Genomic DNA, 22,535 nt, shown 5'->3' with positions numbered 1-22,535 from the left:
AGGCCGATTCGGAGCTGAACCGCACCCTGGAAGCTTCCGCCGCTGTGGAAGCTGGGGCTCCGGCTGCCGCTGAGTCCTTAGAAGACACGGGGTCCGTGGAAGACGACGACGTCGACGAGCTGCTGCTGGCTGAAGAGGTCGATGATGAAGACGACGAGGATGACCTCGAGGACAATGAGGCGTCAGCGCGGGCGATCAGTCTCCCGGAACCTCCTGAAGCAGCCCTGCCAACCCCGGTAGAGCAGGACGAGCCCGCACGGCCCGAAGAAGATATCGCCGATGCCTTTGATGAGGACCTTCCTGAAGAAGGGGCCCGCGATCACGAGCTCGCAACTGATGCGTCCGAGGACGAACAGCCTGTCGAGATGGACGAGCTTGAGAGTGAAGACCCTGCAGGTGAGGACGAACTCGAGATTGCGGGCGAGCTAGGCGCTGAAGACGACGCTGATGAGCAGTCTGAGACCGCAGAGCAGGATCCTGCCGCAGAAGAGTTCTACGACGACCAGGATGCGCCCATTCCAGCCTCGCGCCGGGCGCGCCGGCTGCTGCGGGAGACCGAGTCCATTCCGGAGATGAGTCCCGATCTGCTGGAAGAACTCGACCATGTCACCGGCGAAATCTCTCGTATGCCGCAGGATCCCCATGCAGTGGATCCTGAGCTGCTTAAGCGCCAGCAGGCCCTGGCGGCCAAGGCCATGCAGGCGAATCAGGAGCGCCTGCGCAAAGAACGCGAAGAAGCCGAGCGCCAGGAGCGCCGTCGTCGTCGCCGTGAACGTCCTGAGTCTGAGATCATCACCGGCCGCACGGTGCGTGACTCTCTGGACACCGGGGATGAGGACTACATCGATCTGGCCACCGGCTCGATCGAACCGGTGAAGGCTCAGGGTGCCCATGGTCTGGACTTGGACCAGATGGTAGACGAAGCCTCACGTCAGGCAGACCGGCAGAACATGATGCAGTGGCTGGTGATCGTGCTGGCAGCTCTGCTGCTGGTGGCCATCGTGGTGCTCATCATTGTGTTCGTGCCATAGACTATGGCCCCTATGACAGTTCCAGAGAATGTGCTGGCCGAGCTGTGCACCGCAGCTGCCGCCGCAGCCGATAAACTTGCTACCAATATCGCCGGCCTCGACGTGGGCGACCGCCTGGGCATCACCGATGCCTTCCTCATCTGCTCGGCTCCCTCGGAGCGGCAGATCAACGCGATCTGCGATGAGATCGAACACCAGGTGAAAACCCAGCACGGATCAGCTCCACTGCGCCGTGAAGGCCGGGGGAGCGATACCTGGGTTCTGCTGGACTACGGCCACATGGTCATCCACGTCCAGAACGAGGAAGAGCGTGCCGTCTACGGGCTGGACCGCCTCTACGCCGATGTGCCCGCGCTGGACCTAGAGCTGCCTGACCAGGACGGTTAAGCGCTGCACCGGTTCGGGCGCGATTTGCAGAATTCGCTCGAGCCGGTGTAATGTATAGGGGTTGCCAACGCGGGAAAGCGAAGGGAACAGAGAAGAAAATATGGGGGTATGGCGCAGCTGGTAGCGCGTCTGCATGGCATGCAGAAGGTCACGGGTTCGAGTCCCGTTACCTCCACAGAATACGAAAAACAGGTCTCGTCTTAGACGGGACCTGTTTTTCATTTCCAGACGATCCTTGCCGTCGTGAAGTGTGTGAAACAAAGTGACAGGCATGGGCTCCGAGGCCTTCATTGCTGCGTGTTCCCCGTTAAGGTGGGCACTATGACTGAACCCACTCGTACCCCAGCACAGCAGGCTGAAATTGATGTCATTGATTTTTGCCGGGATCTGATTCGGATCGACACCAGCAACTGGGGCGATGGGAAGTCCAACGGGGAGCTCAAAGCAGCCGAATACTGTGCTGAGATCATGCGCCAAGCCGGTCTGGAGCCCGCAATCTACGAGTCAGCACCCGGACGGGCCAGCGTGGTCGCCCGGATGAAGGGCTCCAATCCCGAGGCCGGCGCCCTGGTGGTACACGGACACCTCGACGTCGTGCCCGCCCAGGCAGATGAATGGCAGGTGGATCCCTTCGCCGCAGAGATCAAAGACGGGCTGATCTGGGGCCGCGGTGCGGTAGATATGAAAGACATGGACGCCATGATCTTGGCCTCCATGCTGCAGATGGCCCGTGAAGGCCACACCCCGGAGCGCGACCTGATCTTCGCCTTCTTCGCCGATGAAGAGGACGGCAGCACCTACGGTGCGGACTGGATGGTGGACAACCACCCGGAGGTCTTCGCTGGAGCCACCGAAGCCGTCAGCGAAGTCGGCGGATTCTCCGTGGACATCGCAGGCACTCGCGCCTACCTGATTCAGACCGGCGAAAAAGGTATTCACTGGACCAAGATGACCGCCCGCGGCACCGCCGGACACGGTTCTGCTGTTCAGCATGACAATCCAGTGGTGACCCTTGCCGAAGCAGTCACAGCCATCGGCAACTACAAATGGCCCATCGAGTACACCAAGACCACCCGGGCGCTCTTTGAACAGCTCTCCGACATCACCGGCATTCCCTTCGATGAAGAGAACCCCCAGGAGCTCCTGGACGCTATGGGATCCACTGCGAAGTTCATCGCCGCCACGCTGCAGAACACCTCCAACCCGACCCTGCTGGAGGCCGGGTTCAAGCACAATGTGGTCCCAGGAGAAGCCTCGGCCCTGGTGGACTCACGCACCCTGCCCGAACAAGATGAGAAGGTCGCGGCCAAACTCAAGGAACTCGCCGGCGAAAAAGTTGATTTTGAGCTGAAGAAACACGGCGTCTCCCTGGAGCTGCCCTTCTCTGGTGCGATCGTGGAGCAGATGGTGGACTCACTGCTGCAGGAGGACCCAGAGGCCAAGGTGCTGCCCTACATGCTCGGAGGTGGCACCGATAACAAGCAGCTGAGTCGACTGGGTATCGCCGGATACGGCTTCGCCCCGCTGCAGCTTCCGGCCGACTTGGACTTCACCGGCATGTTCCACGGCGTCGACGAACGAGTCCCGCTGGAATCCCTGAAGTTCGGAGTGCGCGTACTGCACCGCTTCCTCGCCGCCCAGTAACTGGAGGACTCGCACCAGTTAACGCAAGCCACACCCCACTTCCGCAAAACTGCCTCCGCGTAAGTGTGGTGTGAATGCGCGAAGTGGGGTGCGCGCCTTGCCAAGATGCAGCCGCAGTGCGCGTCGTCGGACTATATCGTGCGCTGCACGCGCATAATGCGCCGACGCAGCCAGTACTTGCGCAGACCCCCGGTATAGATGGCCGAACGCCGCAGCTCCCAGCGTCCGTACTCCGCATAGTCGATGACCTGACGCCTGACCTCTGCCAGAGACTCACGAGGCTGACATGTCAGCACCAGATACTCCCAGCTGCGTCCGTCGTCGTGCTGGGTGACATACCGGGTCCCAGCATGTGAGGCCGGTGAGGAGAACTGCTCAGCCATAGGTTCCTCGCTTCCATCTGAGGACTTCATTCAATGGTTGAGAGCCCACCCTAGTGCAGTCTGCGAGGCGTTGGTACTGTGTGCCTTATGAACTTGGATCCGCGCGTCGCCCTAAGTGCGCTGACGAATGCTCTGGAAGAGCACCTCTCTGCCGCCCTGAACCGGCGCGGCGAGGATGACCCCTCTGTCGAAAATGCCTTCTACGGCATCCAGGACGCTTTTGAGGCCTATGAAGATGCGCTCTTCGCCGCCACTGGCGAGGTGACTCCGCTGGACCTCTACGATGAGGAGGCAGAAGACGTCGACGACGTGCTCGATGAGGACGATGACCTCGAGGATGAGCTCGCCGAAGACTGAACCATAGGACCCGCGGGCGGCGCGCCGTCGTCCCGGGGGAGAAGTGGCACATGGCTTCAGGTGCTCTAAGCTCTATCCGTGCAGTGGATCGAAGCAATCATTCTGGGCCTGGTACAGGGCCTGACCGAGTTCCTCCCCGTCTCCAGCTCTGCGCACCTGCGCATTGTCGGTGAGTTCCTTCCCGGCGCCGCAGATCCCGGAGCTGCTTTCACCGCCATCACCCAGCTGGGCACTGAAGCTGCCGTACTGGTCTACTTCTGGCGAGACATCCTGCGGATCGCCAAAGCCTGGTTCGCCGCGCTAGCTAAGAAGATTCCGCACAGCGATCCAGATGCCCGCATGGGCTGGCTGATCATTATCGGCACCATCCCCATTGTGGTCCTGGGCCTGCTGCTGGAGGACTACATCGACTCTGTCTTCCGTACGCTGTGGCTGGTGGCCACTATGCTGATCATCTTCGGCTTCCTGCTGGCAGTAGCGGATCACTACGGCAAGCAGCGCAAACCCTTGGAGGAACTGAGCGTCCGGGACGGCATCATCTTCGGATTCGCTCAGGCTATGGCCCTGATCCCCGGCGTCTCACGCTCCGGGGGCACCATCACCGCCGGCCTGCTCATGGGTTATACCCGCGAGGCCGCCGCGCGCTATTCCTTCCTGCTGGCCATCCCCGCGGTCTTCGGATCAGGCTTCTACAAGCTGGCAGGCTCTATCGGCGAACAGAGCGGTCCCTACTCCATGGGCCATACCATCCTGGCCACCGCGGTGGGCTTCTGCGTGGCCTATGTGATCATCGGCTGGTTCTTGAAGTACGTCTCCAACAACTCGTACACCCTGTTCGTGAACTACCGCATCCTGCTGGGCCTGTTCGTGTTCATCTGCCTCGGCTTCGGAATTATCAACGCCTAAGCGCTGTTGGCCCCTGCTGGACAAGTACCCCAACGTAAGGATGAACGCGTGAGATCGTGGAGCGCCCCGGAAGTGCCTGCCCTGCCCCCACTGGCAGAGAGCCTGCAACTCCACGACACCGCAGCCGGCGACGTCGTACCCGTCAGCTCCCGAGCGAATACCGCCTCGCTCTATGTCTGCGGCATCACCCCGTATGACGCCACCCACCTGGGACACGCCAATACCTATGTGCAGTTCGATCTGCTCGTCCGCTACTGGCTGGCCAGCGGCCTGGATGTCCGCTACGTGCAGAACGTCACCGATATTGACGACCCGCTGCTGGAGCGCGCCGAGGCTACAGATGTGGACTGGCGCGAACTCGCCGAGAACCAGACCGAGCTCTTCCGTGAGGATATGACGGCCCTAGGAGTCATCCCACCCCAGCATTATCTCGGCGCGGTGGAGATGATCCCGGCAGTGGTAGAGGATGTTGAGCGCCTGGTGGAGCTCGGTATCGCCTATCCGGTGGAGGTCAATGACGACGACGCCGCTACCGGCCCGGACTTCTACTTTGATATTGCCGCTGCCGAGTCCCGCACTGACTGGCGGTTGGGCTCCATCGGCAACTACGACCGGAGCGCAATGGGGGAACTCTTCCCCGAACGTGGCGGAGATCCGACGCGCCCGGGTAAACGCGATGCCCTTGATCCGCTGCTCTGGCGGGCCCGCCGCAGCGGCGAACCCTACTGGGACGGTGCGAGCCTGGGGCAGGGGCGGCCCGGGTGGCATATTGAATGTTCGGTGATCGCCCGTCGGCATCTGCCGGCTCCCTTCACGGTCCAGGGAGGCGGCTCAGATCTGCGCTTCCCACACCACGAGTTCTCCGCCGCCCATGCCACCGCAGCTGATGGCGTGGCGCTTGCTGAGCACTACGCCCATACCGGCATGGTGGGACTCGACGGCGAGAAGATGTCCAAGTCCAAGGGCAACCTTGTACTGGTCTCCACACTCCGGGCCCAAGGCGAAGACTCACGCGTGATCCGCGCCCTGCTGCTGAGCAATCATTGGCAGTCAGACTGGAGCTACACCGCTGCAGACCTTCAGGCAGCGAAGCAGCGCTTCGCGCGCTGGCAGAAGGCTCTGCAGAATGCCCCAGAGGCAGGCGATGAAACCGAGACCCCCGAGCAGCTGCAATACGCGCTGACTTCTGCACTTGCACTGAACCTCAACGCCCCAGCAGCGCTGGATCAGCTGGATATGTGGGCCGCCGGGCACGTGGCCCAAGGAACCTCAGCAAGCCGAGTCCGCGACGTCGTGCTGGCGCTGCTGGGCCTTGACTTGAAGTAGCAGGGACCTGATGTAGCGGGGACCTGAAGTAGCCGCGACCTGAAGTAGCCGGCCACCGGCGCAGTCACTCTTATTCAGGTGGCTTGCGACGGCGCAGGTAGCGCTCGAACTCCTCAGCAATCGCCTCACCAGAGGCTTCCGGGAGATTGGTGGTATCGGTGGCCTCTTCCAGGCGCTTGACGTAATCGCCGATCTCCTCGTCCTCCTGGGCCAGCTCATCGACCCCGCGCTCCCAGGCCTCGGCGTCCTCGGCGATCTCCTGGGTGGGAAGCGGGTGGCCCAGCAGTTCTTCAAGTCTGCGAATCAGCGCCAGCTGAGCCTTAGGCGACGGGGCTTGCCCCACATAATGGGGTACCGCGGCCCACAATGACACTGCAGGGATTCCCGCCTGGAAAGCGGTGTGCGCCAGCACCCCCACAATCCCTACCGGTCCTTCGTAAGTAGGAGCATCAATATCCAACAGCTCCTGCAGGTCTTCGTTCTCACTGGAGAACGACGCCGGGATAGGCCGGGTATGCGGGACATCTGCCAGAAGCGCGCCCACCAGCAGCACCGCGGAGACCTGATGCTCAGCGGCACGAGTGAGCAGTTCAGCGGTATAGGCCTGCCAGCGGAAACTGGGCTCCACTCCGTGGACAAAGAGCACATCAAACTCACCGGTTGTTGGTGCGGCGCGCAGGATAGTGGTGGAGGGCCAGACAATCTCGCGGTGGCCCTGGCTCCGGACGACCTTCGGACGGGAGAACTGGAAGTCGTAGTACTCCTCATCGGTGACCTTGCCGACTACTTCGGCACCCATCGCCTGGGCGAGGGTCCGCACCGCTGCAGAGGCTGCGCCCCCGGCGTCGTTCCACCCTTCGAAGGCCAGCACCATCAGGGTGGGACGGCCACCCTGCTCATCCTCGGCGGCAGCTAGTTCGCGCAGGTGAGCGGCCAGTCGCGCAGCCCGGTCGATGCTCTCGGCCGGTGCGTCTGGATCTTCTGACTCGGACTGCCGGTAATGCTCGCTCACAATTCTCACACTAGCCCCGATGACCCATCATGAGAAGCGTACGATGGTGGGCATGTCAGAACTTCAAGCCGTCTTCTGGGACATGGACGGTACCCTCGTTGACACTGAGCCCTACTGGATTGAAAGTCAGCACGAACTCGTCGAAGCCCACGGTGGAACGTGGTCTGATGAGAAGGCTCACCTGCTGGTGGGTCAGGCGCTGGACTTCTCAGCCAAGATTCTTCAGGAATCGGGGGTGAGGATGGGCACCGAGGAGATCATCACCCATCTCATCGGTGAGGTGATCGCCAAATGTTCCGTAGGGATCCCCTGGAGACCAGGGGCCCGTGAACTGCTCAGCGACCTTCAGGCCCAGGGCGTGCGCAATGCGCTGGTGACGATGTCCTGGAAGCCACTTGCCGAAGCCATTGTCTCCGCTCTGCCGGATGGACAGATGGAGTTCATCGTCTCTGGTGACATGGTCAACGCCGGCAAGCCGGATCCGGAGGCCTACAACCTGGCCTTTGACACGATGAGCCAGGACCACCGGGAACGCACCGGTGAGGACTTAGTACGTGAGCGCTGTGTCGCCATCGAGGATTCGGTGCCAGGAACCGCAGCCGCGGCCGCCTCGGGCATGGTCACCCTGGCCGTGCCGCACTACACCCCGTTGCCCGAGAACGGGCAGTGGCATCTTCTCCAGACACTGCAGGGCCTCGGCACTGAAGACCTCACACAGCTGCTCAGCAAAACTCCGGCCGTGGCAGCTGTCTAGGACCACCTGTTACCCAGGCCCGCACCGGCGAGTAGTCACCGGCGGGCCCCATCGCTAGATCCGTATCACTGAAGGACACACCGTCATCTCCGAGACCACCGCACCCCAGACCGCCGAATCCGCTGAGCGCCAAGCCATCGGTGCTCATATGCGCAAGGGCAGGCTGAAACCCGGCCAGCGAGTTCAGCTCACCGACTATAAGGGCCGTAAGTCCACCATCACTCTGGCCGAAGGCGGCGAATGGCATACCCACCAGGGGGTCCTGCGCCATGACGAGCTGATCGGCCAAACCGAAGGCATTGTGGTGGCCAATGACGCCGGCTACCAGTACCAGGTGCTCCGGCCGCTGCTCAACGATTTTGTGCTGTCCATGCCGCGCGGTGCCACCGTGGTCTATCCCAAAGACTCAGCGCAGATCATCCAGGTGGCTGATATCTTCCCCGGCGCCCACGTGCTAGAAGCCGGAGTGGGTTCCGGTGCGCTGTCCATCTCGCTGCTGCGAGCGGTGGGAGACACCGGCAGCCTGCACTCCTATGAGCTGCGTGAGGAGTTCGCTGAGATCGCCCGCGGCAATGTCGAGGCCTTCTTCGGGCAGCAGCATCCAGGCTGGGAGATCCACCTCGGCGATGCCGGAACCACGCCGCTGGAGATCGAGCAGCCGCAGACAGTAGATCGCGTGGTCCTGGACATGCTTGCCCCATGGGACTGCCTGAATATGGTCAAGACTGTCCTGGCACCCGGAGGCGTCTGGGTCTCCTATGTGGCCACGGTGACCCAGTTGAGCCGGCTGGCCGAAGCCATCCGCGACTCCGAGGGATTCACTGAGCCCGAAGCCCACGAAACCATGCTGCGCACCTGGCACCTGGATGGTCTGGCAGTTCGCCCTGATCACCGGATGGTGGCGCATACCGGATTCCTCCTGGCCACCCGACGGCTGGCCGGTGACCACCGTCCGCTGCAGCTGAAGAAGCGTGAAAAGGTCTCCGAGCCCTCCGCCGAGGATAAGGCTGCCTGGGGCGGGAACCAGGAAGATGCGGTCTGGGATGAGGAGAGCCTTAAGACTCGCGTGGTATCGAAGAAGAAGGCGCGCCGAGCAGCGGCCAACGCCCAGACCATTGCTGATAAGGCCAAAGGAGTGTCCCAAGAGTGACCGAAGCCCTGACCGAAGAACTCCAGTCCAAGCTCAGCCAGGCCCACCGGCAGATCGACAATCTCCGGCAGCGTGACCGCGAGCTCGAGCAGAAGCTCCAGGCTGCCGGGCGCAATAACGACCGCCTCACGGGTCTGCTCGAAGCCACACGGGGCCAGATAGAGCAGCTCAAGCAGGCGCTGGAGGCCGACGGTCAGGCTCCGTTCACCTTTGCCACCGTGATTGCCTACCGGCCAGCCCGCGAGGCTGTCCAAGGACGGGAGATCGAGGCCGCCGTCGCCCCCGGCTGCGATGTGCTGCACTCCGGCCGGAAACTGCGTGTCTCTGTCTCCCCGCTGATCCAGCCCGAGGAGCTGAGCCCGGGCAGCGAAGTGCTGCTGAACGAGAACTACACCATCGTGGCGATCCTGGAGCCCGAGGGCACCGGAGAAATCGCCCGCGTCAAAGAGGTCCTGCACGACGGGCGGCTGGTCATCATCACCCGTGGCGAGGAGGAACGCCTGGTCAAACTCTCCGCCGCCGCCAGCGGCGAGGGCGAGGTAGTGAGGATCGGCGACGCCGTCGTCGTTGATCTGCGTACCGGCACCGCTACTGAGATTGTGCCGCTCTCCGAGGTCGAAGATGTGGTGCTGGAAGAGTCCCCGGACGTCTCCTACGCAGATATCGGTGGCCTGGCCGAGCAGATCGAGCAGATTCGCGACGCCGTGGAGATGCCGTTCCTGCATTCAGAGCTCTACCGTGAGCACGGACTTCGCGCGCCCAAGGGCATCCTGCTCTACGGGCCCCCAGGCTGCGGTAAGACCATGATCGCCAAAGCAGTGGCTTCTTCACTCTCTGAGGACACCGCCTCCGGGGCCTACTTCCTGAACATCAAAGGCCCGGAGCTGCTGAATAAATACGTGGGCGAAACCGAGCGGCATATCCGGGTGATCTTCTCCCGCGCCCGGGAGCGCGCCTCCTCCGGAAACCCTGTGGTGGTGTTCTTCGATGAGATGGAAGCCCTGTTCCGGACCCGCGGCACCGGAGTCTCTTCGGATGTGGAGACCACCATCGTCCCGCAGCTGCTGGCAGAGATCGACGGCGTGGAATCACTGGATAACGTGATGGTCATCGGTGCCTCCAACCGCGAAGACATGATTGATCCAGCCATTCTGCGGCCGGGACGTCTGGACGTGAAGATCAGAGTCCAGCGCCCCTCTGCCGAAGGCGCCCGCGAGATCCTGCGTATCCACCTCGGCGAGCAAGTGCCGATCAGAGGCTCTGTGCTGCAGCATCACGGTGGACCCGCAGCGGCCCGGGAAGCACTGATCGACGCCGTGGTGACTGCCCTCTACCCGGACCAGGCCGGGTTCATGTCCGGTGCGGTGCTGAGCAACATTGTGGACCGCGCCAAGAAGGCCGCCATCAAGGAGTTCCTGGCACTGGAAGAAGACCCCGAGGCCAAGGGAATCACCGTGGAGCACCTGCTGGCGGCGGTGGAAGACGAGATGGCAGAGCAGCACGCCATGGGTGCAGGGCTGGGGTTCAACCGATGAGCGTGCGCAGACTCATCGGCATGGAGACCGAATACGGGATCCACGCTCCAGCCAACCCGCGGGCCAGCCATGTGGCGCTCTCGATTGAACTCATCAACGCCTATGCCGCCTACGCCACCGAAAACGGCAGCTCAGTGGCCGGCACCGAATGGGATTACAGCGGTGAATCGCCCCTGGTGGACGCCCGTGGCTGGGTGCTGCCACGGTCCGCCGCTCACCCCAGCCAGCTCACTGACACCGACGAAGCGCTCAGCTACGCCGCCGAACAGGAGGCCGGTCAGGGCAACGTTCGTGACGCCCTGGGCAACGTCACTGGGGGAGACCCCACACCGGCGGATGTGGCCGAGCATGGCCGCAGTTTCCACGCCCCGGGATCGCCGCACTGGCGCGGTGACTTCTTCCAGCTGCGGCAGGGACAGCCCCAGCTGCTGATGAACCTGGTGCTTGCCAACGGTGCACGCTTCTATGTGGACCACGCCCACCCCGAATACTCCGCACCTGAGGCAGTGGGAGCCAAACGGGCGGTGCTCTATGACGTGGCCGGTGATGAGATCGCCCGGGCGGCTGCCGAGCGACTTTCGCAGGAGGAGGGCGCCCCGGAGGTCCTGCTCTATAAGAACAACACGGACAATAAGTCGGTCTCTTACGGTGCGCATGAGAACTATCTGGTGCCACGGTCAGTGAACTTCGATGATCTCGTGGCGGGCTTGCTGCCCTTCTTTGTGACCAGGCAGGTGCTCTGCGGGGCAGGCCGGGTAGGTATCGGCCAGCAGGCCCAGACTGCCGGGTTCCAGATCTCCCAGCGCGCGGACTTCTTCGAGGAGCAAGTGGGCCTGGAGACCACCGTCCGCCGGCCCATCATCAATACCCGTGATGAACCCCATGCCCATCGTGACCAGTGGCGCCGCCTGCACGTGATCATCGGCGATGCGAATATGAGTGAATACTCTTCCTGGGTGCGGGTGGGCACCACAGCCCTGGTGCTGGATCTGATCGAATCCGGCGCCGCCCCCAAGCTGGAACTGGACGACCCGGTGGCAGCACTGCGGGCGATCTCCCATGACCCGACACTGACAGCGACCGTCAAGACCAGCCGCGGGCAGATGACGGCCCTGGAGATACAGCAGCTCTACCTGGAAGCAGCGCAGCAGCGAGCCGATCGGATCATGGCATCAGGGCTGAACCACACCGCCCCGGATACAGAGACTGCCGAAATGCTGGAGGCCTGGCAAAACCTCATCGAGGATTTGCGCACGGACCTCTGGCGTGCCGCTGACCGGGTGGATTGGATCGCCAAACTGCAGGTTCTCGAGTCGTACCGGCGACGGGATGGGTTGGACTGGTCCGCCCCGCTGCTGGGGATGATCGATCTGCAGTATCACGACCTCCGTGCGGAGAAGGGGCTCTACTACAAGCTGTCCAGAGCAGGCCGCATGCGCCGACTGTTCACCGATGAGCAGGTCAGCTGGGCCGCAACGCATCCCCCCGAGGAGACTCGCGCCTGGCTGCGGGGCACCCTGGTCAAAGACCACGCCGATGTGCTCGCCGGTGCAGGTTGGGACCAGGTGCTGCTGCGCAAAGACCCGGTGACTCCGCCGCACAGGCTCGCACTGGCGGACCCATTGGGTGGACGCCGGATCCAGGCCGAACCAGTGCTGCGCCAGGCGCAGTCAGCCGAGGAACTGATCAGCGGCTTAGACGAGCTGCTCTCGGCTTCCAGCTGAGACAACCCCGGGCACCGGGGCAGATAACCTACGATGACACCACCACCGTCCTTCTGGAGGAGAACCTATGGCAGCCCAGCCGCAGAAGCAGCCACACCGCCCCTCAGGAGACGACGACGCCGCCGTCGACGCCTCCCAGCCGCAGAGCAATCCGCAGGCATCCCAGAGGGCCCAGGAACTGGATAGCCTGCTGGATGAAATCGACACGGTGCTGGAGTCAAACGCTGAAGAGTTCGTCAAGGGATTCGTGCAGAAGGGCGGACAGTAGCGCGTGGATCGACGCGTCTACGGTGTTGAGACCGAATTCGGGCTGATCCATCGGCCCGCAGCAGCCCCGGAGGGGGTCGTCGCGGGTCCAGGACGGGGACTGCCGCCGGATGAGCTCGCCAGATACCTCTTCCGCCCGGTGGTGGAGTTCGGCCGCAGCTCCAATATCTTCATCCCCAATGGTTCCCGGCTTTACCTCGATGTCGGCTCGCATCCGGAATACGCCACGGCCGAGTGCGCGGATCTGCTGGATCTCATCGCCTGCGACCGTGCAGGTGAAGCGATCATGCACGACTTGGCGGTATGGACCCAGGAGCGCATCACCGCCGATGGGTTCAACGGACAGGTCTACGTGCTGAAGAACAACGTGGATTCAGCCGGGAACTCCTACGGCAGCCATGAGAACTACCTCATCCCGCGCACCACCCACTTCCGCAGGCTCTCCAGCATCCTGCTGCCGTTCCTGGTGACCCGGCAGATCATCGCCGGTGCCGGACGAGTGGTACCCAGTGACACTGAGCGCGAGGCGCATTTTGCCTTCTCCCAGCGTGCTGATCACATGTGGGAAGGCATCTCGTCGGCCACCACGCGCTCGCGTCCCATCATCAACACCCGGGATGAGCCCCACGCCGACGCCGCTGAACACCGCCGGCTGCACGTGATCGTGGGCGACTCCAATATGTCCAGCACCACCTCGCTGTTGCGTTACGGCTCGACGGATCTGGTGCTGCGAATGGTGGAGTCCGGCGTACCGGTGGGTGATTTTGAGTTGGAGAACCCGATCGGGGCTATCCGGCATATCAGCCATGACATCACCGGCCAGGCCAAGGTCCGCATCCGCGGAGGTGACGAGTTCACCGCAGTGGAGATCCAACGTGGATTGCTGGAACGCGCTCAACGGTTCGTCCGCCAGCACGGTGCTCACCATGAGCACGTCCAAGAGATCTTTGAGCTCTGGGAGCGCGCCTTGGAAGCCGTCCAGACCGGTGACCACAGTCTCATCGACCGCGATATCGACTGGGCGATTAAGAAACGCCTGGTAGAAGACGTCGCCAACCGGCAGGGGATCGGTTTTGATCACCCACGTCTGGAGCAAATCGACATGGCTTACCACGATGTCAATCCCCAGCGCGGTCTCTTCCACCTGCTTCGGCGTCGTGGATTGGTCAACGAAGTCATTACCGACGAACAGGTTCAGCAGGCCATGGTCACCCCGCCGGCCACCCGTGCAGCTATCCGTGGAGAGTTCCTCTCCACCGCACGGGCCTACGGCGCAGAATGCACGGTGGACTGGGTACACCACAAACTGGTGGACCGCCCGCTGGAGACCGTGATGCTGAAGGATCCATTCGCCACCGAAGATCCTCGTATCGAGTCACTGCTGGCACGACTAGGCGATCCGAGTACTCAACTACGCGAACTCAGCGTGGCAGAGCGGCAGCAGCAGAGCGCTTCCGTGGCGCTTTCAGACCGTTACGTACTGGCCGGACCAGCCGCAGCGGCCGAACCACCGCTGATCTAAGACACCCTGAGCTGAGCCGACGGCCAACCTTCGAAAGCCACGCGCCTGTGACCGTCCAATATTCCCCGCTCATCCGCACAACCCTGTAAGGTGCCCTCTGATGCATACTTCACGCCTACGCACATCCACCGTTCTGCTGTCCGTCTCCGCCCTTGCGCTTACCGCCTGTGGAGGCGTTGAAGGCACCGGTCTCGGTGATAGCGATTCCCTGTCCGTCGTCGAGCTCACTGTCCGGGAAGAGGGGGGGCAGCGCGGCGCTGAGGTACTGATCAACGGCGAGATCGACGCCGCTGAGAACTCCTCACGTGTACTCAGCGCTGGGGACGGCGAAGAGGTGGACACGTCCTCGATCATCGAATACAACCTGGCTGCCGTAGACCCTGAGTCAGGCGACATCCAAACTGACAGCTTCGGGCAGCCGCTGCCATCTATGATGTGGCTGCCCCAGCTGGAGGCCTCGGAGAATGCCGCCGATGACTTCGTCTACGACGCGTTCACCATGGACGGCGTCACGGTGGGAAGCGAGCTGGCTATTTTCATGGCGGCCTCCGCAGAGACCGGCAACCGCGATCAGCTGTTCGCCGTGCGGTTGGAGGATCAGTACCCCAACCACGCCTCCGGAGAGGTGCAGGAGCAGTCCGGCGACCTGCCGGAGATCACCAATGAGATTGGTCAGGCACCTGAGCTGGCAGAGCACGACACCGAGGCTGAGGCTCCCGAGGAGCTGACCAGCGAAGTGCTAATCGCCGGCGAGGGAGAGCAGCTGGCCGATGACGACTATCTCTTTGTCCAGTACCGCGGCTGGCGCTGGGAAGACGGCGAAGAGTTTGACAGCACCTGGTCCACAGGAGCCGAAGAAGATCTGGCTGAAGACGGTCAGCCCGGTCAGCCCTTCCCCTTCTCGCTGACCGGAGGGGTCATTGAGGGCTGGACCGAGGGCGTGAAGGGTCACCGCGTGGGCGACCGCGTGCTGCTGGTCATCCCTGCAGATCAGGCCTACGGCGAGGCCGAAGGTGAAGACGGCATGACCGCCGATGGACGCCCTGGCGGCACGCTGATCTTCGTGGTGGACATCATCAAAGCCATCGACGACGCCACCCTGCGTGAAGCACAGGCACCTGCCCAGCAGCCTGACATGGGCGATATGAGTGAAGAGGAGCTCGAGGAGCTCCTGCGTCAGATGCAAGAAAGCCAGGGCGGCGGCGAAGGCGGCGACGCTCCAGCCGAGGACCAGGTTCCCGCAGATGAAGAGACTGAGGAAGACGCCGCGGAGAACGACGGCGACCAGGACGAGGAGTAAAGAACAATGTCATTCGGAGAGCGCAGCTACGACCGCACCAAGCCCGAAATCGACTTCCCCGGTGAGACCCCTCCCGAGGAGCTGGTGATCGAGGAACTGATCCCGGGCGGCGGTGCAGCCGTCGAACCCGGTGACCAGATCTCCTGCCACTACGTGGGCGTAGCCTGGTCCACCGGCGAAGAGTTCGACGCCTCCTGGAACCGTGGACAGACCCTCGACTTCACCGCGGGTGTGGGCCAGGTCATCCAGGGCTGGGACCAGGGATTGATTGGCATGAAGGAAGGCGCTCGTCGTCGTTTCGAGATTCCGCCGCACCTGGCTTATGGCGAGCGCGGTGCTGGATCAGCTATCGGGCCCAACGAGACCCTGATCTTTGTGGTGGATCTGGTCTCGGTGCGCAAGGCCTGAGCAGCGCCGAAGACGCTGATAGCGTGAAAAGATGAGCGCTGCGCAGGAGGCGACCGCGGACTACGGAGTAGCCCGGGCCCTCTCGGTGGCCCGGACCATTATGGACGCCGGGCCGCTGGGACTGACCAAAGCCGAAATCCGTGAACGCGTCGAGCTCTACCGTTCTGCCAAAGCCAACGGGCAGACCTGGGAGAGCTGGGATCGTGAGTTCAGCAGGGATAAGAAGCACCTGCGTGCCTGTGGCATCGACATCCAGGAACCACAGGCCGACGGCGAGGAGTACCGCTACACCATCTCCGCTGCCGATTATGGACTCCCGCCACTGACCCTGGAGCCTGCCGAACGGATCGCCCTGCAGCGTGCCCGGACGTTGTTCTCGGGCAGTCGGCTGCGCGGTCTTGGTCACGCACTCTGGGCTCTCGAATCCGTCGCAGAGATCCGCGGTGCCGACGGCGAGCAGGAACCGCTGCCTGACCCTGACCCAGCCCTGCAGCTAAGTCTCGGCTCTGAGCAGGAGTTGGATCAGCTGGTGATCCTGGCGCACATGGGCACAGACCGTCCGCTCAGCTTCGGGTACACGGCTCATGGCAGGCGTGGTGTGCAGCAACGCCGTGTGGTGCCGCTGGGTTTGGGTGCCCGAGGACATTGGTACCTCATTGCTCACGATCTGGACCGGGATCAGCAGCGCAGTTTTCGACTGGACCGCATCCAGGGAACGCCGGTGCCGCTGAAGCCGCCCTTTTCCGCTGATGTTCAGCGGGCCATTGATGAGATCGCCGCAGGAACGCGCTACGCGCAACTGGATATCCGCGCTGTGCTGGAGGCCTTCTCCGCGGGCCAGGAACGTCATGACGGACTCCAGCAGATCAAGAGGCTCCACGCCGAGCCTGCGGAAGTTCCGCGGCTTCGGCCATTAACTGCAGGGCGCAGCAGCGACCCCGCGGAAACCAAGATTGAGCGGGTCTTGAATATGGCTGCTTATCTGCTCGCTCATGATGGGGTGCCTCCGAGCGAGCTTCTGCAGAAATATGGGATCAGCCCGCGACAATTGCAGCGGGATCTGCTGAGCCTGCAGCAGGTTGGTTCATTCGACCGGAATTATTTTGCCGATTTCATCACCGTCAGTCCTTTGCCGCCATTGAGCTATGAGGAGTTCGAACAGCAGTACTTGCCTGCCGATGCGCCCATTGTCCTGCTGGACAGTTCCTTGGATGACTCCACCCCGCTTGCCAGACCTGTTTCACTGAGCAAGCCCGGAGCTCTGGCGCTGCTCATCGCTTTGCAGGTAGTGATCGATCTCGGTTCCGAAGGGCAGCAGAGCCTCTCCGAGGCGGCCCGAAGCCTGCGCCAAAAGATCCTCACCCTGGTCCCTGAGGCATTGGCCCAAAGTGCGCGGAGCGTGACCATGACTGCCAGCCGAGTCGACGAGACCGTACTGACTGCTGCTGCGCAGGCCATCGCTGATGGCACTGCAGCCGATATGGAGTACCAAGATGCTGAAGGCTCCATCAGCCGCAGAATCATCGACCCGGTCCAGTTGGTTCATGACGGACCCCGCAGCTATCTGCGTGCTTTCTGCCACACCGCCGGTGGGGAACGGCTCTTCAGACTGGATCGGATGAGAACCCTGACAGTGCTCGCCGGCAGTGAGCGCAGTCAAGCGGCGCGAGAGCTGCCGCTACATCAGATACCGGCAGCACGTGTTCCGCGTACCGCCGAGTCGGTGGACGCGGTGCTGCGCTTTTCTCCCTCCGCGGCAGCTGAGGCAGATGCCTTCGCTCCGCAGCGGCATAAGATCGAGGACGACGGCGCCCGCGTCATCGCCACCCACTACCGCAGTGCGGCGGCACTGATTCAGCTGATCTTCGACGCTGGCGGGGACATCGAACTGCTCCAACCTGAGGTTCTGCGTGAGCAGGTGCTGCAACGGGCACAGGCCGAAGTCGCCCGGCGTTGACCGGTAGGGCTATGCACGGCGTGCAGATACCATAGGTAATACGACGAAAGGAAACAGATCATGGGACTACAGGGATGGCAGTGGGTGCTGATCGCGCTTATCATTCTCCTGCTCTTCGGGGCACCCAAGCTCCCGAAACTGGCCAAGTCGATGGGCGAATCCATGCGTATATTCAAGTCTGAGGTGAAGACGATGCGCGAGGAGGACAGCAAGAACGAGCAGGAGAGTGACCGTGCCGCCGTCGAGGGCCGAGTGATCGACCCGACGGTAGACGTACAAGGCGACCGGACTAAGCACAAAGACCAGCGCTAATCTCCATGGCGGAAACTCCGAAGGACAGCCCTGTCCAGCAGAGGGCATTGGAGACTACCGTAAAGGGGAGCAAACGCAAGCATCGGCGTAAGCGTCGCAGCCCGGACGGGTCGATGTCTCTGAAGGATCACCTGAAAGAACTGCGACGTCGCCTCGTCATCGGCGTGGGCGCCATTGTGCTGGGCGCAGTCGGCGGTTTCTTTCTCTACGACTGGCTCTTCGATCTGCTGGCTGCGCCGGTGCTGGAGTATGGCTCCGAGGATGTGAACAGGCGCAACGAGATCGCCTTCAACACGGTCGGCTCCCCCTTGGACATGCTCATCCGGATATCACTCTTCGCTGGGTTCGTGATTTCTTCGCCGATCTGGCTCTATCAGATCTGGGCGTTCATCATGCCGGGGCTGAAGAAGACCGAGAAGCGCTACGCGATCGGGTTTATCGCAGCCTCTGTCCCGCTGTTCCTCAGTGGAATCTGGCTGGCCTATATGGTCCTTCCACAGGCCATTGAGTTCTTCTTCTCACTGAACCCCGAAGGTACGGCGAATATCATCCAGCCGGATATCTACTTCACCTTCGTGCTTCACCTGTTCATAGCCTGTGGTCTCGCCATGGTGCTGCCGGTGGTCCTGGTGGGTGTGAACATGCTGGGCTTGGTCACCGGCAAACAGATCCTGAATTCCTGGCGGTGGGTAGTGATGCTCATCGCACTCATGTCAGCTATTGCTGCCCCCGGGGGCGAGATCATCACCATGTTCATCATCATGGCGCCACTGACCTTGCTCTTCGCGATCGCCATTGGGCTGTGCCTTCTCAATGACCGTCGGAAGGACAAGCGCGAAGCCCGCGAACGCGAGGAACTCCTGGGCGCTACGCCTGTCGAGTAATAGTGACTTCCACATCAAGGGTGGTCTGACCGCCGCCGCCGGAGAGTATCCCTTTAAAGGGCAGCACATCAGCATAATCGCGACCACGCGCGACGAAAATATGGTGGTCTCCAGCGGGCTGATGGTTCGTCGGATCCCAGGAGTGCCAGCGCCCGTCCCACCATTCCAGCCAGGCGTGTGACTGTCCGGCCACCGGGGTGCCGGCAGCTGCCTCCGGATCGGGATGGATATAACCAGAGACGTAGCGCGCTGGTAGACCCAGGCTGCGCAGTGCTGCGATGCCTACATGGGAGAGATCCTGGCAGACTCCCTTACGAGCGTGGAATGCTGTTCGCGCATCCCAGCTGACCTGGCTGTGGCCAGGTTGGTACTCCATCTCTTCTCGAAGCCAGGCAAAGAGAGCATGCGCCGCGTCATGGGGCGTCCGGCCCCGTGCGATCCCCGCCGCAGCCGAGGCCAGCTCCTCACCAGGCTCAGAGAGCGCAGACTGCGGGAGGAAGTCACTGAATTCTTCAAAGGTCTCAGCGCCGCTGAGTTCATGCCAGTCCAGCAGCTCTTCTGGTGCATGCTGCTTCTCGAGGCGATGAACCTCCACTAGTGTCTCCGCGGCGACGGTGAGTTCCTCGTGGGCAGCATGCAGGTCGAAAGTGTGTACCTTGGTGCCCCAGTAGTCTCGGTATGTGGCCACTGAGGCACCCTGAGAGCGGACGCTCAGCGCAGTCTCCAGGACCACCTGCTGGGCATCGGTCTGAGGCGTCATCCGGGCTTCGTTATAGGAGACCTGGACGGGAATCTCATACTGATAGCGAGTTCGATGCTGGACGTAGAGGCGGGTCACGGCAGTCTCCTAGATCTTCTCGCCGGTCCAAGCTCGCTCTGCAGCCTGCGAGAAGTATTTGGCGGTAATGGCGTCCGAGGCTCCTGCACAGGCAGCCTGGACACGCTCCAGATGCTCAGGAAGCTCGGCCATAAGGTCCTCAGTGTGGTGGAACTCCAGAAAGGTCCGCGCTTGACCCACGAGCCGCCGCGCCTGATCCATCGCTGCGGTGCGGTGGTATTGCGGATCAAGAGCGATCAGTGCTTGCTCGACCTGGCGCAGTGAGGAAACTACTGAGCGGGGGAAGAGTCGGTCCAGGAGCAGGAACTCCGCTGCGAAGCTCTCGCCGAAGGCTGCCCGCCGGCTCCGGAGGAAGGACTCGTAAGCCCCGGCGCAACGCAGCATATTGACCCAGGAGAGCCGGAACGCCTGTTCATCGCCGGTGGCCAGCATTCGGGCTGTCATATCGGCGCGCTCCAGTGATCGCCCCAGCGAAAGGAACTGCCAAGAGTCATCCCGGCTCATGGTCGAATCCGCTAGGCCCTGGACGGTGGCTGTGCGTTCGATAACCCAACTGCAGAATCGATAGGTGCCCACTACATCCTGTCGATGTGCAGCGAGACCGTTCCACGTGGCGTTCAGGAATTCCCAGACCGGTGCAGATACGGTTTCCCGAGCCCGGCGGGCATTCTCCCGTGCCGCAGCCAGGGAGCCAGCAATCGAGTTGGCCTGGGCCGTGTCAAAAGCCAGCCGGTCCAGCAGCTCCTGGACCCCGGGAGGACCGTCCTCCTGGGTGCCGGGCGTAGCCCCCATGACCGCCAGGAGATTGGCTGAGACAGTGCGCTGCTCGTTCAGCGGAAGCTGGTTCAGCCGTTCAAGGTGGACATCCAAGATCCGAGCTGTTCCATCTGCGCGTTCCACATAGCGTCCGATCCAGAACAGCGATTCTGCGATCCTACTGAGCATCAGGTGACCTTCCCGCCGTCGTCGTATTCTGCGGAGATGCACTGCTGGTTCTGCTGTTGTTGCTGTTCGTCGAACTGTTCGGAGGCAGTGCCCCCTAAACGGAAGGCACTAGGCCATACCCGCTGGGCCGAGGACCGGCGTCGCAAAGACAGTGGAACTGCGCCGGTGGGCGCATCGGAGGGGATCTCATCATCGTCAAGAACCCAGGTGTCCTTGGATCCGCCACCCTGTGAAGAATTGACCACCAGAGAGCCTTCCTGCAGCGCGACTCGGGTCAGACCGCCGGGAAGCACCCAGACCTCTTCGCCGTCATTGACTGCGAAGGGGCGCAGATCAACATGGCGAGGCCCGAAGGTGGAGTCCGCCAGAGTGGGCACGGTAGAGAGCTGCAGCACCGGCTGCGCAATCCACCCACGCGGGTCAGCCAGGACCTTACGGCGCAAGTCTTCAAGTTCCTGAGCGCTGGCAGCAGGGCCGATGACCAGCCCTTTACCACCGGAACCATCGACCGGTTTGACCACCAGTTCCGCGAGCCGATCCATGACTTCTTCACGAGCCTCAGGTTCTTCCAACCGGTAGGTGTCCACATTGGGGATGATGGGTTCCTCGCCCAGGTAGTAGCGGATGATCTCCGGTACGTAGGTGTAGACCAGTTTGTCGTCAGCCACACCATTGCCTACTGCATTGGCGATGGTGACGTTTCCGGTCCGGGCGGCATTGACGAGTCCGGCCACGCCCAGCATGGAGTCCGCACGGAACTGCAGTGGATCGAGGAACTCGTCGTCGAGGCGTTTATAGATCACATCCACCCGCTGCTCACCCTCTGTGGTTCGCATATAGACCCGATTGCCGCGGCAGACAAGGTCCCGACCCTCCACCAGTTCTACGCCCATCATCCCGGCCAGCAGCGTGTGCTCGAAGTAGGCGGAGTTATAGACCCCGGGGGTCAGCACCACAACGGTGGGATCGTCCACCCCTTCGGGGGCTGTTTTCCGCAGTGCAGAGAGCAGCCGCCGAGGATACTCTTCCACGGGACGAATACTGGCTCCACTGACGACTTCGGGCAGACCTTTGGCAATGGCGCGGCGGTTCTCCAGGACATAGCTGACACCTGAGGGGACCCGTACATTGTCTTCGAGAACGCGGAACGTTCCGCGGTCATCTCGGACTAGGTCGATACCGGAGATATGTACGCGTACCCCGCCCGGGGTGGGGAACCCATAGACCTCGCGGTGGAAATGGGCGCTGGTAGTGATCAGGCGACGGGGGATCACGCCGTCGCGAACGATGTCCATGCGATCGTAGACATCGTTGAGGAAGCACTCCAGAGCCCGTACCCGCTGGGACACCCCGGTGGAGACGCTGTTCCATTCGGCGCCGGCGATGATGCGCGGGACAATGTCCAATGGCCAGGCGCGCTCTTCCCCGGCGAAGTCGAAGGTGACCCCGCGGTCCAAGAATGTGCGGGCCATGGCCTCGGCGCGAGCTTCCACATCTGGCAGGGTCAGCGATTGAAGCACCTCGTTGACCCCGGTGTAGTCGGCGCGCAGCAAACCATCATGGCCGAACATCTCATCGAACGCGCTGGAACGCTGCATAGCTGCGGCGTAATCGGTGAAGAGGTCTGCCATGTGCTTACTGTTCCACAGACGACTGTGCAGAGAAAGCCGCGAAGCTGGGAGTCTGCTTGAATGTTCCTATGTCTGAACCCACCGTGTCTGCCGCAGAGTCCCCGTTCCCACGTGTCGGCGAGGAGAATCTCCGCCGCGATGAGGCTGCTGATCGTTCATCGGCCATCTCGGTCTCCTCCTATCAGGTGCATGTGGATCTCTCCCGAGCCGCGGCGGAAGGTGCCACCACGTTCGGCGTGACCACCGTTGTGAAGTTATCCTT

22 protein-coding genes, 1 tRNA gene and 1 pseudogene are annotated in these 22,535 nt (G+C 62.3%); 19 read left to right on the top strand and 5 right to left on the bottom strand.

Annotation, left to right across the window (positions count from 1 at the left end; genetic code table 11):
* The 4 genes and pseudogenes from TX78_RS07070 to TX78_RS07055 all read left to right on the top strand — a co-directional run.
* Nucleotides 1-1,031: pseudogene (locus tag TX78_RS07070) on the top strand (hypothetical protein); the annotation flags it as partial.
* A gap of 12 nt (nt 1,032-1,043) precedes the next feature.
* Nucleotides 1,044-1,418, top strand: coding sequence for a ribosome silencing factor (gene rsfS, locus TX78_RS07065; RefSeq protein ID WP_044494893.1), 375 nt, complete (start codon nt 1,044-1,046; stop codon nt 1,416-1,418).
* A gap of 102 nt (nt 1,419-1,520) precedes the next feature.
* Nucleotides 1,521-1,593: transfer RNA gene (locus TX78_RS07060), tRNA-Ala, on the top strand.
* A 146-nt stretch (nt 1,594-1,739) separates the two neighbouring features.
* Nucleotides 1,740-3,062, top strand: coding sequence for a M20/M25/M40 family metallo-hydrolase (locus TX78_RS07055; protein ID WP_044494892.1), 1,323 nt, complete (start codon nt 1,740-1,742; stop codon nt 3,060-3,062).
* A 131-nt stretch (nt 3,063-3,193) separates the two neighbouring features.
* On the opposite strand, the gene TX78_RS07050 is transcribed toward TX78_RS07055, so the two are convergent.
* Nucleotides 3,194-3,445 carry a DUF5703 family protein gene (locus TX78_RS07050; RefSeq protein ID WP_044494890.1) on the bottom strand — a complete coding sequence of 84 codons (252 nt, stop codon included), beginning with the start codon at nt 3,443-3,445 and terminating at the stop codon, nt 3,194-3,196.
* An 87-nt stretch (nt 3,446-3,532) separates the two neighbouring features.
* Between TX78_RS07050 and TX78_RS07045 the strand changes: the two genes are divergently transcribed.
* From TX78_RS07045 to mshC, 3 genes are all read left to right on the top strand, one after another.
* A complete protein-coding gene (locus tag TX78_RS07045) occupies nt 3,533-3,802 on the top strand; it encodes a hypothetical protein (RefSeq protein WP_044494887.1) in 270 nt (89 codons plus the stop codon).
* Nucleotides 3,803-3,880: 78 nt separating this feature from the next.
* Nucleotides 3,881-4,708 (top strand): undecaprenyl-diphosphate phosphatase, encoded by an 828-nt coding sequence (locus TX78_RS07040; protein WP_044494885.1) that lies wholly within the window; start codon nt 3,881-3,883, stop codon nt 4,706-4,708.
* 48 nt (nt 4,709-4,756) lie between these two features.
* The gene (mshC, locus tag TX78_RS07035) at nt 4,757-6,034 is read left to right on the top strand and encodes a cysteine--1-D-myo-inosityl 2-amino-2-deoxy-alpha-D-glucopyranoside ligase (protein WP_044494883.1); all 1,278 of its coding nucleotides are present in this window, start codon (nt 4,757-4,759) and stop codon (nt 6,032-6,034) included.
* A gap of 70 nt (nt 6,035-6,104) precedes the next feature.
* On the opposite strand, the gene TX78_RS07030 is transcribed toward mshC, so the two are convergent.
* The gene (locus TX78_RS07030; RefSeq protein WP_044495014.1) at nt 6,105-6,971 is read right to left on the bottom strand and encodes a proteasome assembly chaperone family protein; all 867 of its coding nucleotides are present in this window, start codon (nt 6,969-6,971) and stop codon (nt 6,105-6,107) included.
* A 127-nt stretch (nt 6,972-7,098) separates the two neighbouring features.
* Between TX78_RS07030 and TX78_RS07025 the strand changes: the two genes are divergently transcribed.
* The 11 genes from TX78_RS07025 (at nt 7,099) to tatC (ending at nt 18,859) form a co-directional block, all read left to right on the top strand.
* Entirely contained in the window at nt 7,099-7,800 is a 702-nt protein-coding gene (locus TX78_RS07025) for an HAD family hydrolase (protein WP_233722192.1), read from the top strand.
* A gap of 148 nt (nt 7,801-7,948) precedes the next feature.
* A complete protein-coding gene (locus TX78_RS07020) occupies nt 7,949-8,950 on the top strand; it encodes a tRNA (adenine-N1)-methyltransferase (protein ID WP_081652631.1) in 1,002 nt (333 codons plus the stop codon).
* A complete protein-coding gene (arc, locus tag TX78_RS07015; RefSeq protein WP_049897593.1) occupies nt 8,947-10,485 on the top strand; it encodes a proteasome ATPase in 1,539 nt (512 codons plus the stop codon). The genes TX78_RS07020 and arc overlap by 4 nt, the downstream gene beginning before the upstream one ends.
* Nucleotides 10,482-12,209 (top strand): depupylase/deamidase Dop, encoded by a 1,728-nt coding sequence (gene dop, locus TX78_RS07010; RefSeq protein WP_044494879.1) that lies wholly within the window; start codon nt 10,482-10,484, stop codon nt 12,207-12,209. Before arc ends, dop begins: the two co-directional genes overlap by 4 nt.
* A 67-nt stretch (nt 12,210-12,276) precedes the next feature.
* Complete coding sequence (locus tag TX78_RS07005) at nt 12,277-12,477, top strand: ubiquitin-like protein Pup (protein WP_044494877.1); 201 nt, start codon at nt 12,277-12,279, stop codon at nt 12,475-12,477.
* Between the two features lie 3 nt (nt 12,478-12,480).
* Entirely contained in the window at nt 12,481-13,998 is a 1,518-nt protein-coding gene (pafA, locus tag TX78_RS07000) for a Pup--protein ligase (protein WP_044494875.1), read from the top strand.
* Between the two features lie 100 nt (nt 13,999-14,098).
* Nucleotides 14,099-15,298, top strand: coding sequence for an FKBP-type peptidyl-prolyl cis-trans isomerase (locus TX78_RS12630; protein ID WP_049897592.1), 1,200 nt, complete (start codon nt 14,099-14,101; stop codon nt 15,296-15,298).
* Nucleotides 15,299-15,304: 6 nt separating this feature from the next.
* Complete coding sequence (locus TX78_RS06990) at nt 15,305-15,706, top strand: FKBP-type peptidyl-prolyl cis-trans isomerase (RefSeq protein WP_044494874.1); 402 nt, start codon at nt 15,305-15,307, stop codon at nt 15,704-15,706.
* Between the two features lie 31 nt (nt 15,707-15,737).
* Nucleotides 15,738-17,663: a helix-turn-helix transcriptional regulator gene (locus TX78_RS06985; RefSeq protein ID WP_044494873.1), complete on the top strand. Its 1,926-nt coding sequence runs from the start codon at nt 15,738-15,740 to the stop codon at nt 17,661-17,663.
* 60 nt (nt 17,664-17,723) lie between these two features.
* Nucleotides 17,724-17,975: a Sec-independent protein translocase subunit TatA gene (tatA, locus tag TX78_RS06980; protein ID WP_233722191.1), complete on the top strand. Its 252-nt coding sequence runs from the start codon at nt 17,724-17,726 to the stop codon at nt 17,973-17,975.
* A gap of 113 nt (nt 17,976-18,088) precedes the next feature.
* Nucleotides 18,089-18,859, top strand: a complete 771-nt coding sequence (gene tatC, locus TX78_RS06975) for a twin-arginine translocase subunit TatC (RefSeq protein WP_044494870.1) — start codon at nt 18,089-18,091, stop codon at nt 18,857-18,859.
* On the opposite strand, the gene TX78_RS06970 is transcribed toward tatC, so the two are convergent.
* The 3 genes from TX78_RS06970 to TX78_RS06960 are packed head-to-tail and all read right to left on the bottom strand — an operon-like array spanning nt 18,843 to nt 22,273.
* Nucleotides 18,843-19,697: a transglutaminase family protein gene (locus TX78_RS06970; protein WP_044494868.1), complete on the bottom strand. Its 855-nt coding sequence runs from the start codon at nt 19,695-19,697 to the stop codon at nt 18,843-18,845. The genes tatC and TX78_RS06970 overlap by 17 nt on opposite strands.
* A gap of 9 nt (nt 19,698-19,706) precedes the next feature.
* Nucleotides 19,707-20,642 carry an alpha-E domain-containing protein gene (locus tag TX78_RS06965; protein WP_044494867.1) on the bottom strand — a complete coding sequence of 312 codons (936 nt, stop codon included), beginning with the start codon at nt 20,640-20,642 and terminating at the stop codon, nt 19,707-19,709.
* On the bottom strand, nt 20,642-22,273 hold the full coding sequence (locus TX78_RS06960; protein WP_044494865.1) for a circularly permuted type 2 ATP-grasp protein: 1,632 nt from the start codon (nt 22,271-22,273) through the stop codon (nt 20,642-20,644). The genes TX78_RS06965 and TX78_RS06960 overlap by 1 nt, the downstream gene beginning before the upstream one ends.
* 68 nt (nt 22,274-22,341) lie before the next feature.
* Between TX78_RS06960 and TX78_RS14300 the strand changes: the two genes are divergently transcribed.
* A partial coding sequence (locus tag TX78_RS14300) for an aminopeptidase (protein WP_044494864.1) occupies nt 22,342-22,535 on the top strand: 194 nt, incomplete at its 3' end.

It is taken from the genome of Nesterenkonia massiliensis, from assembly GCF_000455245.1.
Taxonomy (GTDB): domain Bacteria; phylum Actinomycetota; class Actinomycetes; order Actinomycetales; family Micrococcaceae; genus Nesterenkonia; species Nesterenkonia rhizosphaerae.
The sequence above is the reverse complement of the archived record's forward strand: the minus strand, read 5'-3'. Positions and strand labels throughout refer to the sequence as shown.

Bases quoted from the DNA above. Each gene is read 5' to 3' on its own strand.
- rsfS (WP_044494893.1), top strand. From the start codon at position 1,044: ATGACAGTTCCAGAGAATGTGCTGGCCGAGCTGTGCACCGCAGCTGCC.
- TX78_RS06990 (WP_044494874.1), top strand. From the start codon at position 15,305: ATGTCATTCGGAGAGCGCAGCTACGACCGCACCAAGCCCGAAATCGAC.
- TX78_RS12630 (WP_049897592.1), top strand. From the start codon at position 14,099: ATGCATACTTCACGCCTACGCACATCCACCGTTCTGCTGTCCGTCTCC.
- TX78_RS07025 (WP_233722192.1), top strand. From the start codon at position 7,099: ATGTCAGAACTTCAAGCCGTCTTCTGGGACATGGACGGTACCCTCGTT.
- tatA (WP_233722191.1), top strand. From the start codon at position 17,724: ATGGGACTACAGGGATGGCAGTGGGTGCTGATCGCGCTTATCATTCTC.
- TX78_RS06960 (WP_044494865.1), bottom strand. From the start codon at position 22,273: ATGGCAGACCTCTTCACCGATTACGCCGCAGCTATGCAGCGTTCCAGC.
- dop (WP_044494879.1), top strand. From the start codon at position 10,482: ATGAGCGTGCGCAGACTCATCGGCATGGAGACCGAATACGGGATCCAC.
- TX78_RS06985 (WP_044494873.1), top strand. From the start codon at position 15,738: ATGAGCGCTGCGCAGGAGGCGACCGCGGACTACGGAGTAGCCCGGGCC.
- TX78_RS06965 (WP_044494867.1), bottom strand. From the start codon at position 20,642: ATGCTCAGTAGGATCGCAGAATCGCTGTTCTGGATCGGACGCTATGTG.
- TX78_RS07020 (WP_081652631.1), top strand. From the start codon at position 7,949: ATGCGCAAGGGCAGGCTGAAACCCGGCCAGCGAGTTCAGCTCACCGAC.
- TX78_RS07005 (WP_044494877.1), top strand. From the start codon at position 12,277: ATGGCAGCCCAGCCGCAGAAGCAGCCACACCGCCCCTCAGGAGACGAC.
- TX78_RS07055 (WP_044494892.1), top strand. From the start codon at position 1,740: ATGACTGAACCCACTCGTACCCCAGCACAGCAGGCTGAAATTGATGTC.
- TX78_RS07050 (WP_044494890.1), bottom strand. From the start codon at position 3,445: ATGGCTGAGCAGTTCTCCTCACCGGCCTCACATGCTGGGACCCGGTAT.
- TX78_RS07045 (WP_044494887.1), top strand. From the start codon at position 3,533: ATGAACTTGGATCCGCGCGTCGCCCTAAGTGCGCTGACGAATGCTCTG.
- tatC (WP_044494870.1), top strand. From the start codon at position 18,089: ATGTCTCTGAAGGATCACCTGAAAGAACTGCGACGTCGCCTCGTCATC.